This window comes from Pseudoalteromonas shioyasakiensis (genome assembly GCF_001550135.1).
GTDB classification, from domain to species: Bacteria; Pseudomonadota; Gammaproteobacteria; order Enterobacterales; family Alteromonadaceae; genus Pseudoalteromonas; species Pseudoalteromonas shioyasakiensis.
Genome location: NZ_LRUE01000015.1, coordinates 99939 through 113682 on the forward strand (window position 1 = coordinate 99939; position 13744 = coordinate 113682).

11 protein-coding genes are annotated in these 13744 nt (G+C 42.5%); 5 read left to right on the forward strand and 6 right to left on the reverse strand.

The window, feature by feature from the left end; all coding sequences use genetic code 11:
• Positions 1-18: 18 nt before the first annotated feature.
• The 4 genes from PASHI_RS09640 to PASHI_RS09655 all read right to left on the reverse strand — a co-directional run bounded on the left by PASHI_RS09640 (position 19) and on the right by PASHI_RS09655 (position 4560).
• The gene (locus PASHI_RS09640) at positions 19-744 is read right to left on the reverse strand and encodes a YebC/PmpR family DNA-binding transcriptional regulator (RefSeq protein WP_054553380.1); all 726 of its coding nucleotides are present in this window, start codon (positions 742-744) and stop codon (positions 19-21) included.
• 132 nt (positions 745-876) lie between these two features.
• Positions 877-1494 (reverse strand): HAD family hydrolase, encoded by a 618-nt coding sequence (locus PASHI_RS09645; protein WP_055021253.1) that lies wholly within the window; start codon positions 1492-1494, stop codon positions 877-879.
• A 124-nt stretch (positions 1495-1618) separates the two neighbouring features.
• Positions 1619-2122: a DUF6702 family protein gene (locus tag PASHI_RS09650; RefSeq protein WP_062565431.1), complete on the reverse strand. Its 504-nt coding sequence runs from the start codon at positions 2120-2122 to the stop codon at positions 1619-1621.
• Positions 2122-4560 carry a M1 family metallopeptidase gene (locus tag PASHI_RS09655; RefSeq protein WP_062565432.1) on the reverse strand — a complete coding sequence of 813 codons (2439 nt, stop codon included), beginning with the start codon at positions 4558-4560 and terminating at the stop codon, positions 2122-2124. The genes PASHI_RS09650 and PASHI_RS09655 overlap by 1 nt, the downstream gene beginning before the upstream one ends.
• A gap of 271 nt (positions 4561-4831) precedes the next feature.
• On the opposite strand from PASHI_RS09655, the gene PASHI_RS09660 reads away from it, so the two are divergent.
• From PASHI_RS09660 to PASHI_RS09680, 5 genes are all read left to right on the forward strand, one after another.
• Positions 4832-5068: a hypothetical protein gene (locus PASHI_RS09660; RefSeq protein ID WP_062565433.1), complete on the forward strand. Its 237-nt coding sequence runs from the start codon at positions 4832-4834 to the stop codon at positions 5066-5068.
• A 134-nt stretch (positions 5069-5202) separates the two neighbouring features.
• Positions 5203-5439, forward strand: a complete 237-nt coding sequence (locus PASHI_RS09665) for a hypothetical protein (RefSeq protein WP_054553375.1) — start codon at positions 5203-5205, stop codon at positions 5437-5439.
• 69 nt (positions 5440-5508) lie between these two features.
• On the forward strand, positions 5509-6741 hold the full coding sequence (locus tag PASHI_RS09670; RefSeq protein WP_062565434.1) for an exonuclease SbcCD subunit D C-terminal domain-containing protein: 1233 nt from the start codon (positions 5509-5511) through the stop codon (positions 6739-6741).
• Positions 6738-10391: an SbcC/MukB-like Walker B domain-containing protein gene (locus PASHI_RS09675; protein ID WP_062565435.1), complete on the forward strand. Its 3654-nt coding sequence runs from the start codon at positions 6738-6740 to the stop codon at positions 10389-10391. Before PASHI_RS09670 ends, PASHI_RS09675 begins: the two co-directional genes overlap by 4 nt.
• 9 nt (positions 10392-10400) lie before the next feature.
• Positions 10401-11063: a class I SAM-dependent methyltransferase gene (locus PASHI_RS09680; protein ID WP_062565436.1), complete on the forward strand. Its 663-nt coding sequence runs from the start codon at positions 10401-10403 to the stop codon at positions 11061-11063.
• Positions 11064-11072: 9 nt separating this feature from the next.
• On the opposite strand, the gene ggt is transcribed toward PASHI_RS09680, so the two are convergent.
• Complete coding sequence (ggt, locus tag PASHI_RS09685; RefSeq protein WP_082710899.1) at positions 11073-12770, reverse strand: gamma-glutamyltransferase; 1698 nt, start codon at positions 12768-12770, stop codon at positions 11073-11075.
• A 142-nt stretch (positions 12771-12912) separates the two neighbouring features.
• Positions 12913-13725, reverse strand: a complete 813-nt coding sequence (locus tag PASHI_RS09690; protein WP_156426476.1) for a substrate-binding periplasmic protein — start codon at positions 13723-13725, stop codon at positions 12913-12915.
• Positions 13726-13744: the final 19 nt, after the last annotated feature.

Sequence of the window (13744 nt, forward strand, 5' to 3'; positions counted from 1 at the left end):
GTACTAACTTTTTTAAAATTAGTTTTTGACAATCGCATTGTGATAAACGTTTTGCACGTCATCACAGTCATCTAGCATAGAAATAAACTTTTCAAAGTTTGCGATATCATCTGGATCAGTGATGTCAGTATGAACTTGTGGAACAAACGTGATTTCGTCTACTTCAAAGTTAATACCTTCAAATGCTTCTTCAAGAGCAGTTTTTGCTTTGTAGTACTCTGTATGTGGAGCGAAAACTGACACTTTGCCATCTTCTACTTCTACATCCGTTACGTCTACATCAGCCATCATTAGCGCTTCAAGTACAACTTCGTCGTCATCACCTTCAAAGCCTAAAACAGCTAAGTGATCGAACATATGCGCTACACAACCCGGTGTGCCAATTTTTGAATCTGTTTTTGTAAACGGTAAACGTACATCTTTGATAGTACGGTTAGGGTTATCAGTTAAACAGTCTACAATTACCATACAGTTACCAGGGCCATAGCCTTCGTAACGTGCTGGAGAATAGTCTTCCCCTGCTCCACCGGCTGCTTTTTTGATTGCATTATCGATTACGTGTGCTGGAACTTGGTCTTTTTTTGCACGCTCAATAATACGTTTTAGCGCTTGGTTAACTTCTGGATCTGGTTCGCCATTTTTAGCAACAACGTAGATTTCTTTACCGTACTTAGAATTTACTTTAGTTTTTGCATTGGCTGTTTTAGCCATGGCGTTTTTGCGGACTTCAAATGCTCTGCCCATCTTATGCCTCTATGAATACATTTGATAATTGCCGATATTTTAGCAACTCATGACGGCTTGGGCTAGTACTAGGACATTTAGAAAAATAAAAAACTAACAATAAATCTCAGGAAAAATTAAAAAAAAGGCTATTTAACATAACACCTTATTTTCTTGGAATGAGTCAACCAAAGTAGGTAGTTCTGAAAAATGATGCATTACATAATCGGCCTGATTCGCATACTCGGGAATTTCATCCGGAGCGTACAAGCAAGCACGCATATTGGCATTATGCGCAGCCTGAATATCAAATAAGTAATCGCCAACATATAGTAACTCAGACTGATCAAGCTCCCATAGTGTAGCAATCGCATTCAAGGCACTTGGATCAGGCTTAGCTGGCGCATCAGAGCGAGTCAGCACAGTTTCTATTGGTAAGGGGTTATTCTTTAATTTAATAGCAGCTGCACGGTCGTAGTTACGAGTTACAATCGCCATCGGGATATTATTTTCTTTCAGCCTAGTAATTGCCTCAGCAACACCTGGCAATAAATGAGCGTGTTGTGCATCTATGAGTTCATGCTGATGAACTATGTTCATCGCCTCTTCACGCATGTAAGGCGAAGGTAATGATGCAATGTAAGCAAGTAAGTCATTCTCAACAGGACAGCCTACCTGCGCTTTGATAAGCGAAAAATCCAACTCTGATGAAACCAAAGTACCATCTAAGTCAAAGATTACACCACGGATATTGTTGTCATGGATAGTCATATAAATCCCTGTATATGAGAGTTGGGAAAATTTTGAAGCCCATTAATAAGATAGTTTACGAAATGGGTTAATTAAAGGATCAAAGGATTAAAAAAGGAACTTTTTTAATCCTTTTGGATTGGTATTACTCTGGATTGACCGACTCAAACCTAGCCTCAAGCCAGGTATCATCTTGGCTAAAGGTCAGTGTTTTTACCTTTCCTTTGCCTTCAATGTTTACCATATTTACTTGTGCTGGCCATAGGTCACGAAGTGCTCCGTTGCTCATACGAATACCATGAATTCCCTCTGGTATCGTGACTTCTTGATAAACCCAAAAGAATTTACCATCAACTTGCGCACCCACATCTTTAAGTTCAAGTGGTTTGCCACCTAAAGTTTGTAGAGCAATATGTGACTCAACATAATCAGCAAAACGCTTTTGATCTTCTTTATTACTTAATATATCAGCATTGCCGTCAAACAAATGTTCAACGGCGTGTTCTGTATCATGTAAATAAAAACGATGCATCAGCTCTATGTTGTTAGTCCGTTTGTTAAATAACACGGTAGTCACAGACGCTTTTAACTGGTGCGCCATAGTTGGCGCACTCAGTAATAAAGCAAGAATAATGGCTGTAAAGCGCATTATTGTTGCTCCTCAGCATCTTTTTCGTCGTCTTTTTTCAGCTCAGTTTTAATATCTTGCATGATATCGCGGCTAACTTTCGCTTTACTCTTCTCACGTTTGTACACTTCAATGCGTGATGGAATAATACGACGCGGGTAGTTGTTGTTTTCTACATCAACATCCGCTGTTTCCCAGCGTGGATCGACTGTAACAGACACTAGGTTTTTACCTTTTTCTGTAACAATTAGCTTTTGTACATGCTTGTGGTTACGACGCCAGATTTCAGCCGGAATGTACTGCTCTTCTTTCGTACCATCTTCATAAGTAAGCTCAAGTAAGATAGGCATGACTAAGCCACCTAAGTTTGAGAACTCAAGTACGTAGTAGTTTTTATCTTCTTTGATTGCACGCTCAAACGTTTTACGTTCCCAAGGCTCTAAACCTTTAAGGAATTTGTTATACGCGTTACGCTCTTTGTTAGTTACTGTGAAGCGGTCGTTTTCGTCGTAGAAGTCAGTTACGTCTGGGTTTTCTTCAACCCACAGTTTTTTGCCTTCTTCTTTATTACGTTTTACGAATAACGGCATTGGCTTGTCAGCTTCGATATCACGTAAACGATTAAAGTCGATATCAGGGTTTTTGGTATCTAAACGAAGTTGGTAAACCTTGTCTAACGAGATATCAACGTGATCTGTGGTGTAGAACCAACCACGCCAGAACCAATCAAGGTCAACACCTGATGCTTCTTCCATAGTGCGGAAGAAATCAGCTGGAGTAGGGCGCTTGTACTTCCAACGCTGTGCATATTCTTTAAATGCAAAATCGAATAACTCACGGCCAAGGATCACTTCACGTAAAATGTTAAGTGCAGCAGCAGGCTTAGTATAAGCATTAGGGCCTAAACGTAATACGCTGTCTGACTGAGTCATAACAGGCACTTGGTTTTCAGACTTCATGTATGCAACAACATCGCGAGGCTCAACACCCCAAGGAATTGTGTGGTCCCATTCACGACCAGCAACACCATCTAAGAAGCTGTTAAGACCTTCATCCATCCACGTCCATTGACGTTCATCAGAGTTAACCACCATAGGGAAGTAAATGTGACCTACTTCGTGGATAACAACGCCGATTAAGAAACGCTTTTCTGCTTGTGAGTAAGTACGTGTACCGTCGTCTTGTAGGTCAGTACGCGGGCCATTGAAGGTGATCATTGGATATTCCATACCACCTACAGGACCATTTACAGACTGAGCCACAGGGTAAGGGTAGTCAAACGAGAAGCGTGAATACACTTCCATTGTATGAACAACAGCTTCAGTAGAGTACTTCTTCCAAAGGTCGCCACCTTCTTTCGGGTAGAAAGACATTGCCATTACTAACGGCTGATCTTTACCGCCTTGATGATAGCCTTTTGCGTCCCACATAAACTTACGTGAAGAAGCCCACGCAAAGTCACGTACGTTTTCAGCTTTAAAGTGCCATGTTTTAGTTTTGTTTGTGCCTTCTTTCTCGTTTTCTAACGCTTCTTCTTCAGTCACGATGAAAACAGGGCGCTTAGCATCTTCAGCTTGTTCAAGACGCTTACGCTGTGTGCTAGTCAGAACGCTGCTTGGGTTATCAAGCTTACCTGTTGCCGATACGATGTGATCAGCAGGTACTGTAATTTCTACATCGTAGTCACCAAACTCAAGCGTAAACTCACCGCTTCCTAAGAAAGCTTTGTTAGTCCAGGCTTCATAGTCAGTGTATGCAGCAAGACGAGGGAACCACTGCGCTAATAAAAAGATATCGTTACCATCTTCTTCAAAGTGTTCATAACCTGAACGCGCGCCAACGGCGTCTTCTTCAACAATGTTAAAGGCGAAGTCCATGCTGAACTCAACGTCTTTACCCGGTTTAAGCGGCTCGTTTAAGTCGATACGCATTAAGGTATCTACTACAGTAACTTTAAGCTCTTTTCCGTCTTCGTCTTTAACATTGGCGATTTGATAACCCAGCTCGTTGTCGGCCATGAATTGCTGACGACGTAACTGACCTAAGCTCAATTTAGTTGATTTTGGCTGAGGGTCACCTTGCAATGTTTTACCATTGAAAGTAGATGTCATTTCAGCAATTGAGTCAGATTTAAAGATATTTTGGTCTAGTTGTAACCAAAGGTACTTTAACGTGTGCGGCGAGTTATTTTTGTATTCGATAGTTTGGCTTGCTGTTAAGCGGCGTTTCTTTTCATCAAGCTTTACATCGATGTCGTAGTTTACTTGCTGTTGCCAGTAATTTTCAGCGGGTTCACCGGCTGCACTACGGTATACGTTTGGAGTTGGAAGTGCTTCATCTAGCTGACGGAACTTGTCAACGAATGAGCCTTTAGTTTGCTCAACAGATGACGCCATCACAGCTGAAGATACTGCTAAAGGCAATACCAAAGCACTCAATTTGAGAACTGCTTTTTTCATTGTTAATCCTGTAATTAATTTGCCAGCGTACCATCGCAAACTGCTAACAAAGTTGCAATAAAATAACGATAAAGTGCGGGATTTTTCGGGTAGTATTCGATGTTTTAATGAAGACCTATTTTTCACAAAAAAATTGCCTTGATTAACACCTTGTAAACCCCCTTTACAAAACACTGGTTAATTTTAGTTCAGCACTAATTCATCCCAAAGTATTACAGTTGATTAGTAGATACTCTGCTTAAATTCTAGTTAATGATGAAAGGGTGATTAGATGAAGTTTTATATTGTAAAAAAAGACTCTCGTTTAGCAGCCATTCCTGCTCAAGAATCAATTCTAAACGAGTACAAAGAACGCGGATTTGAATTTGTCGAAGTGATTGCAGCTTGTGATGAGTCAGATGCATTATCTCGCACGAACCCGAGTGTAAATGGGTCTAAAAAGTGGCTAATTTACCCGACTGCACTGGTAATTTTATCCTTAATTGCCATTATTTTTGTAATAAATTAAATTTTGCGACATTTGCTATTGAAATTTACTGCCATTTGTATTTAAAATCGCCCACTTTTTTGATTTTGGGGTCTGCGAAGCATGCATTTTAAACCCCAAAATGTTTGGTAATCAGCATAGAATTCGGTGAGCGTATGGATTTCTATATCCTAAAAAAACAACAAGAACTAATTGCAATTCCAGCGGACGAACAAAATTGTAAACAGTACCTAGATTCAGGGTATTTTTATATCGACAAAGTAGCGGCATGTAATGAAACAAATGCCCTTAAGATTTTACAAGCTAAGCAAACCAAAGCGCTTAAAGTACCTATGATAATGGCATTGTTAGCATTGCCTATGGTGGTTTTTGCTTGGTATAGCTTAAGTTAACAAACCAGGCTGGGCATCTTGGCTCAGCTTAGGTATATTGACGCTCTTAATAAATAATAAGAGCGTTTAATGAAAGTCCTTCATACATCTGATTGGCATTTAGGCCAACAATTCTACGAGCATTCCCGATTCGATGAGCATCAAGCATTTCTAGCTTGGTTAACCGATACGCTTGTGTCAGAACAGATCGACTTACTACTGGTTGCGGGTGACATTTATCATACGGCAACGCCACCTGCCAGCGCAGAAAACCAACTCTACCAATTTATTAAAACCACTAAGCAACATTGCCCCGACTTACACATAGTGATTATTGCTGGTAACCATGATTCAGCAAATCGTATTATGGCGGCAAAACCTTTATTGGCTCAGTTTGATACCCATGTTGTTGGCCGCTTTGATAGCAATGTTCCTCATGAAGTAGTACTGCCAATCAGCACAAAAAATGGCGATGCGAATGTTGTTGCCATGCCATTTTTACGTAGTAGTGATTTAAGCAGTTATAACCGCCAGCAAGAGCAACCGTTAAGTTACAACCAAGCCGTTGCTCTCGCCTACAAAGATGCATTACAAGCAGCAAGCGAATTACCAAACGCGCCATTAATTGCTATGGGCCACCTGCATGCAAAAGGTGGAGACATCTCATCTGATTCTGAACGTAACTTAGTGATTGGTGGTGAAGATGCAATATCGGCAAGCATATTTACTGATCAACCTGATTATGTTGCACTAGGGCATCTTCATAAAGCTCAGACAGTCGCGAAAAAAGAAACTATTCGCTACAGTGGCACGCCTATGCCGATGTCATTTTCTGAAAGACGCTATCAGCATCAAGTTGTGATAGTCGAGCTTAGTGACTCAGCTACATCTGTAAACCCCCTTTACATTCCTAGCTTTTGTAAAGTCATGTTGCTACCAGAAAAAGACTGCGTACCACTGAACGAACTATGTGAGCTTATAAAACAACTCGATTTAACAGATGAAGATTTAGCGCCATACCTGCGGGTTAAATTGAGCGCCCATGACACTGACACCACTTTTAGAGAACAAATAGAACAAGCCCTTGAAGGTAAGCAGGTTAAGTTTTGTGGTATTGAAAGGGTACGTCAGCAAAGCAACCAGCAAGACGATGAACAAACTCTATTTGAAGATGTCTCGCAAATTGAAGCGCTAAACCCACATTCACTTTTAGAGCAAGCATTTGCAAACAATAAAGATATGGCAGGGCAGGCGGTGCCAAAAGAATTAGAAGGCTTACTAAGCCAAGTGATCGATGAGTTGAATGCAGAGGACCTACTATGAAAATTTTAGCGATTCGTGTTCACCAACTAGCCTCTATCTTAGACGCCGAAGTCGACTTTAGCGCTTCACCATTAAAAGAAGCAGGGCTGTTTGCCATTACGGGTGATACTGGCGCCGGTAAAAGCACATTACTCGATGCCATTTGCTTAGCGCTTTATAATAAAACCGCAAGGTTACGCGGCGATACAGGCAATAAAATTGACTTTAACGGCGACAATATCAAACTCAATGACTCGCGAAACTTATTACGCCGCGGGGCAGGGCAGGGCTATGCCGAAGTTGACTTCATTGGCCAAGATAAACAGCAGTACCGAGCAAGGTTAAGTTTTAGCCGAGCGCGTAATAAAGCCGATGGCAAATTACAACCCGCACAACATAGCCTGTACTCATTACCTGATGAAGCCTTAATCGCCGATCGGAGTGCTGCAAGTAAAGAAATTGAGCGTATTATCGGTTTAAGCTTTGAACAGTTCTCACGCGCTGTGCTGCTTGCTCAACATGAATTTGCAGCATTTTTAAAAGCAACTGGGGATGAGCGTGCGCAACTACTTGAATGCTTAACAGGCACCGATAAATTTAGCCGTATTGGTCAGCGAATTTTTGAACGCCATCGTGAACAGCTGCAAGCATTAGAGCAGTTAAAGTTAAGTTTAAGTAACTATCAGGTTTTAAGCCCTGAAGAGGTCGAAACGAAACAAGCAGAACAAAAAGCGCTTGAAGCTAAACTTGCTGAGTTGCAAAAGCAAATAAAACAATTTGAACAGTACCAAGGGTGGTACAAGCAAGCATCTCAGCAGCAACAACAGCTAAACCAGGCAGAGCAAGCAAAGCAAGAGTTACAGCAACAAATGCACGCGCTTGCTGAAAAAGCCACTGAAGCGAAACAAGCCCAGCAATGCCTAGAAATAAAAGATAACCGCGAGCGCGTTACTTCGATTGCTGCTCAACATGGGCAACTTATTAAAAACCGTGAGCAGCTTTTAAATGTTGATCATAAAACATTGATCAAAGACGCTGAGCAAACACTTGAGAAGCAAACCGCGCAACTAAACCAAGCAAAGCAAGCACAAAAAGACGCGCAGCCTATTATTAGCCAGGCCCGTGAGTTAGATAAGCAACTTGCCGTATTAAACCAGCAAGCAGCGGCGCAAAAAGTACAAGCAGAGAAAGCTAAGCACCATCATCAAGAGCTGACTAATACACTAAATAGCCATAAAGCAGAGCAGCAAAAACAGCTCGATCAACAAGCACAAATAAATAGCTATTTAGAAACACATGCACAATGGCAACCATTAGCAAAAGACTGGTCATTCTTTAAAAGTGAGTTAAGCCGCTTTAGCCAGCAACAACGCACGATTAGCCAATCACAGCAAAACGTAAAAGCTCTTCAACCTAAAATTGATGAGCAGCAAGCAGCCGCGCAGCAGTGTAAAACTCAATACCAAGCCCTTGAGCAAGAAATTAAGCGCTTAGTTGATCAGGATACCGCCTTTAAATCGAGTTTAAACACCCAATCAATGGCGGATATTGATGCGGGGCTTGAGGCGATTAAACACCTGATTGAAAAGCGCCAAGTGTGGCAAACTAATCATCAGCAGTTAAAAAATTGGCAAACCCAGCTAAACACATTAAGCCAAACTGAGCAGCAACTACAAACAGCATTAAAAGATGCGCAGCAAGGGGCAGAGCAAGCGCAGCAGCAGGTTTCGCTTTGTGAGCAAAGCTTACAACAAGTGCAATTAAGAGCCAGTGAAGGGGTCAGCCAGTTACGTGCCACCTTAAAAGCAGGGGAGCCGTGTGCTGTATGTGGCTCAAAAGAGCACCCCTTTATGCATGAAGAAATGGTTAACGAGCAATTTAGTCAACTTATTAACGACTTTACCAACCAACTAACTAACGCCAAACAGCACTTAAAAGCTCAGCAAGCATTACAGCAAGCTAAAAGTAATGAGCTGGCGGCATGCAGCCAACAGATAAGCTCGTTAACTGGGCAAATCTCAGAGCTGAGCGCTCAACAACAGAGCCTCAAAGAAACCATGGCAGCTAATCGTACTGAGCTAAATGATTTAACCGAAGATCAGTTAAACGAGCGTCAGCAACAGCTAAGCTTGCAAAAACAGCAGTACTACAAAACCCTTGAACAGCAACAGCAGCTGCAAAACACGCTTTCGGCTAAGCAAGCTGAGTATAATCAGCAAGGGCAAGCGCTACATAACAAAGAGCAGCAGTTAAACGAATTACAGCAACAGCTGAATAATCAGCAAACACGCTTAAACGAGCTCAATGATGAGTATCAGCAGCTTTATACGACACTGAATCAACAGTTCACTAGTGCACCTTGGTGGCAGGCACTCAATACACAAAGCATTTCTTTAGAGAACATTGCAGAGCACGTTGAGGCTTATCAAGCTTCGCTGCAAACGGCAGATGAGCTTAAAACTAGCTTAAAAGCCATTGAGCAGCACCTTGCACATGTAACTCCGCAGCTAAACGAAGCACATACCTCCTTAACTCAGTGCAACGAGCAACTAAGCCAAACTCAAAACGAACTCACGCAGATAAAATCAAAGCGCGAGGGCTTATTTAGTAACGCGGCGATATCGGTAGATGAGTTTATAGCAGAGCTTGAAAAGGCGATAGATTCAGCGCAGCAGGCACTGCAACTTGCCCAGACTAACCATAGTAATGCGGTGAAGGCGCGTGACGAACAAGCCATTCAAATCGCCAATATTGACGAGCGTGAAAAAGAGCTCACCGCTGAGCAAGCAGCGCTTAATGAGCGCTTTAGTCTGTGGTTTAACGATTTTAAAGCGCAGCACCCAAGCTTGGATGAGCAAGCCGTTAGTCAGTTATTAACAATAAGCCCCGCTGAAATCAAACAAACTCTGGCAGATTACCACACCGCCGAGAGTAGCTTAAAAGACGCTGAGGCTCTTTTAAAACAACGACAACAAGCGCTGGCTCAGCATCAAAATGATAAGCCAGCTCTCGGTGAAGATGAGCTGCAATTACAGCTTAGTCAAGCCACAGAGCAACAAGTACAAGCGAATAACGCATTATTGCAAGTTGCGACTGAGCTTAAAACCCATCAACAAAATAGCCAAGCGCTGGCTGATAAACAAAAGCAATTGGTTGAACAGCAAAAAAGCTATGAGCACTGGCATTTACTCAATAAGGTGCTCGGGGATGCCAGCGGTAAAACCATGCGTAATTTAGCGCAAACGCAAACTTTAAAAATACTGCTACATTATGCGAATAGTCACTTACAGACACTAAATAAACGCTACAAATTAACAGCCATAGGGCAAACGCTCGATATCGCTATTATCGATAAAGACATGGCCGATGAGCAGCGCTCTGTTAATACATTATCTGGCGGTGAGTCATTTTTAGTGTCGTTAGCACTGGCATTAGGGCTTGCTTCGTTGTCGTCGAATAAAGTACAGATAAACTCTTTGTTTATCGACGAAGGGTTTGGTACGTTGGACAGTGAAACGTTAAGCATCGCGATGGATGCTCTTGATTCACTACAAGCACAAGGCCGCAAAGTAGGGGTTATTTCTCACGTATCAGAAATGACCGAACGCGTAGCCACGCAAGTGCATGTAGCGAAAAAACCAGGTGGTTATTCGACCATCTCAGTTATTTAAAGGATTAGCATGCCAACTTTTAATCACGAAGAAGCAAATCACTACGATGAACGCATTTTGCGCCTAGTTCCAGGTTATGAGCTATTACATCAAGCAACCGCAGCCCAATTAGCAACCACGCTGAGCGATGATGCGTGCATTTTAGTGGTTGGTGCCGGAACAGGTAAAGAAATCATCGAATTAGCGGCGCTGAAACCAAGCTGGCAATTTATTGCTCAAGATATTTCACAAGACATGCTCGATATTGCCGAGCAACAGTTTGGCCAGCATAACATTAGCGACCGCGTGACAGCACACAGCGGTGATATCAACGACATCGACACTCAATGTGACGCCGCACTGTGTTTACTGGTAATGCACTTTGTTGAAGATAATGGCGATAAAAAAGCGCTGTTAAAAGCGATTCACAGCAAACTTAAAAAATCGAGCAACTTATACATTGCCGATTTAATGCGCCCTGAAACCGCTTTTGAGCGCGAATCTCAACTACAGCTCTGTACGCAGTTAGGTTTGACCGAAGTCGGCGTAGAACGCATGCGCCACAACCTAGAGCACGAGTTTTACCCATTAGACCGCATTCGTTTTTCAGAGTTAATGAATGAAACCCGCTTCAGCACCCCAAAACAGTATTTTAAAGTGCTTGGTTTTGCTGGGTATGTGGTTGGGAGTTAGCTCCCGAGCCTAATACCCAGCAGCCTGTCCGTCTTTACGGGTTTCTGATGCGCCGTAATAAACGCCGGTTTTTGGGTCTTTCAATATTGCTTGATAACCACCGTATGGGCCAACCGCGTCTTGTAAAGTGTGGCCTTTTTTCATTAACTCGCGGCGGGTTTCCATTGAAAAACCTGACTCTAAGCTAACAAAACCACCGTCTTCCATAATCTCACCGGTTGGCTGCGATGAACCTGTGTGCAGAATACGTGGTGCATCACCGGCTTCTTGCAGGTTCATGCCAAAATCAATCATGTTGATAAGTATTTGAGCGTGCATTTGAGGCTGTGTGGCGCCGCCCATTACGCCATAACTCATATATGGCTTGCCATCTTTGGTGACAAAAGCAGGAATGATTGTATGAAATGGTCGTTTGCCTGGCTCATATTGGTTCATGTGGCCTTTTTTAAGGGCGAACATTTCGCCACGGTTTTGCAATACAAAGCCTAATTTTGCCGGTGTCATACCTGAGCCCATGCCACGGTAATTACTTTGAATAAGCGAAACCATGTTGCCGTCTTTGTCGGCGGTCGTCATATAAATGGTATCGCCTTCTACTGGGCCTGCGTGGTCACGTTTTGCGGCTTTGTTAGGGTCTATCAGTTTGCGTCTTTGGTCAGCATATTGCTGCGATATAAGTGTTTGTACGGGAATAGTGTTAAACGCTGGATCGGCGTAGTACTTAGCACGATCTGCAAACGCGAGTTTTTTCGCTTCAACAAAGGTGTGTACGTATTCAGGGCTATCAAAGCCCATTGCTTTAATATCGTAACCTTCAAGAATATTCAGAATTTGCTGTGCAGCAATACCTTGGCCATTTGGTGGCAATTCCCAAAGCGTATACCCTCTATAATCGGCGCTCACAGGCTTAACCCATTCACTATGGTGCGCAGCTAAATCTTCATACGATAAGTAGCCGCCGTTTTCTTTCATATAGCGACCAATTTCTTTAGCAATATCGCCTTTGTAAAAGGCATCGCGGCCGCCTTTGGCAATTTTACGATAGGTGTTTGCAAGGGCTGGGTTCTTAAAGATTTCTCCTTTTTCAGGCATAGCCCCATCTGCCATATAAACATCTTTAAAGCCTGGGTATTTACCACGAGCAGCCACACTTTTTTGCATGTAATAAGCAATCAGTTCAAACACAGGGAAGCCATTTTCAGCGTAGTCGATAGCAGGTTGGAGTAAGGCTTTCATTGGTGTTTTGCCAAACTTTTTATGTAACTCAAACCAACCATCTACCGCACCAGGTACCGACACAGGCAAGGGCCCATAAGCAGGAATGTAGTCACCTTGTGCTTTTAAAGTATCAAAAGACAAGCTTAGTGGTGAACGACCTGAGGCATTTAAACCGTAAAGTTGCTTGCTTTTGTTATCCCAAACAATGGCAAATAAATCGCCACCAATTCCACACCCGGTCGGTTCAACCAAACCAAGCACTGCATTTGCCGCAATAGCTGCATCAATGGCATTACCACCGTCTTTTAATACTTGTAAGCCCACTTGCGTAGCTAACGGCTGTGATGTTGCAACCATCCCTGATTGTGCGATGACTTCAGAACGACTAGCAAAGTTATGGCCAGTGATGCGATCGTAAGCTTGAGTGGCGCCTGTTGCGCCTAAGCATACTGCTAGCACTAAGCTTTTAAATAGTGGAGTTGGTTTCATAATTTTTTGCCCTTTTTGTTATTTTTATCACTATAAAAAGCAATTAAAGATGAGGCAATGGCTTTGCGTTCTAGCGCGAAAAATCACGATTGACTTCAAAAATAAGAAAAACAGCGGCTAACTTACCTAAAACCAATCCAATTTAGTAAATAGCAGAACCATTTAAGCACTGCTGTGCAACTGTCAATGTTTCGCCGTGAGAGTGCATATCCTCTGCTACAAACTGATCAACAAGAGGGTCAATCAGGTTTTCTTGCTTCATGGTATCGAGGGCCTGTTGCAGCTTAGTGACCACCTCTGGCGATGTATTTTTGTTAAGTGCTAAGTAATTACCCACTAAGGCAGGGTGCTTTAACTCAAATACCGGCGTGACTTGGTCTGGGCTCATACCTACATTCATCAACTGTGATGAAAGAGTGAGAGAGGAGCCAATCAGCAAGTCATGCTTACCTTGCTTAAACATTTTTAGCTCTTCAAACTTTTTTGAGTAAGTTAAAAATTGCTGGCCTTCAGTAAGGCTAAAATCAGCAAGAACGGTTTGATAAACATCACCACGAGATACGCCAATGGTGTAGTTTTGCAACGACTGTGTACTTGTCACTTTAATGTCGTTGCGAGCATTTAAACGGTATAAACATGAATGTCCAGATACCAAAGGACCAACCCAGTAAAATTGAGTTTCTCGCTTTGCGGTGCGTGAAGTAGAATAAATTCCAGCATTGGGTTGGGCGAGTGTTAGTGACATTGCGCGCTTCCAAGGCAATACACTAAACGTACAGCTCAACTTGGCTCTTTCGCACAAAGATTCCATGATTTTGGTGTTAATACCGGTGAGTTGATTGTGCTGCACAAAGTTATGGGGAGGGAATACTTCGGTGTATAAAGTCAATTGTTCTGCACTCGTCATGGCAGTGCTGGCAGTGAATAAACTCACTATTGTTAAATGCTTAAACATCGCTCTTAACTCCAGTTTT

What these genes read in the sequence shown, in the direction of transcription:
- PASHI_RS09640 (WP_054553380.1), bottom strand. Translation starts at nt 744, where the DNA reads ATGGGCAGAGCATTTGAAGTCCGCAAAAACGCCATGGCTAAAACAGCC.
- PASHI_RS09645 (WP_055021253.1), bottom strand. Translation starts at nt 1,494, where the DNA reads ATGACTATCCATGACAACAATATCCGTGGTGTAATCTTTGACTTAGAT.
- PASHI_RS09650 (WP_062565431.1), bottom strand. Translation starts at nt 2,122, where the DNA reads ATGCGCTTTACAGCCATTATTCTTGCTTTATTACTGAGTGCGCCAACT.
- PASHI_RS09655 (WP_062565432.1), bottom strand. Translation starts at nt 4,560, where the DNA reads ATGAAAAAAGCAGTTCTCAAATTGAGTGCTTTGGTATTGCCTTTAGCA.
- PASHI_RS09660 (WP_062565433.1), top strand. Translation starts at nt 4,832, where the DNA reads ATGAAGTTTTATATTGTAAAAAAAGACTCTCGTTTAGCAGCCATTCCT.
- PASHI_RS09665 (WP_054553375.1), top strand. Translation starts at nt 5,203, where the DNA reads ATGGATTTCTATATCCTAAAAAAACAACAAGAACTAATTGCAATTCCA.
- PASHI_RS09670 (WP_062565434.1), top strand. Translation starts at nt 5,509, where the DNA reads ATGAAAGTCCTTCATACATCTGATTGGCATTTAGGCCAACAATTCTAC.
- PASHI_RS09675 (WP_062565435.1), top strand. Translation starts at nt 6,738, where the DNA reads ATGAAAATTTTAGCGATTCGTGTTCACCAACTAGCCTCTATCTTAGAC.
- PASHI_RS09680 (WP_062565436.1), top strand. Translation starts at nt 10,401, where the DNA reads ATGCCAACTTTTAATCACGAAGAAGCAAATCACTACGATGAACGCATT.
- ggt (WP_082710899.1), bottom strand. Translation starts at nt 12,770, where the DNA reads ATGAAACCAACTCCACTATTTAAAAGCTTAGTGCTAGCAGTATGCTTA.
- PASHI_RS09690 (WP_156426476.1), bottom strand. Translation starts at nt 13,725, where the DNA reads ATGTTTAAGCATTTAACAATAGTGAGTTTATTCACTGCCAGCACTGCC.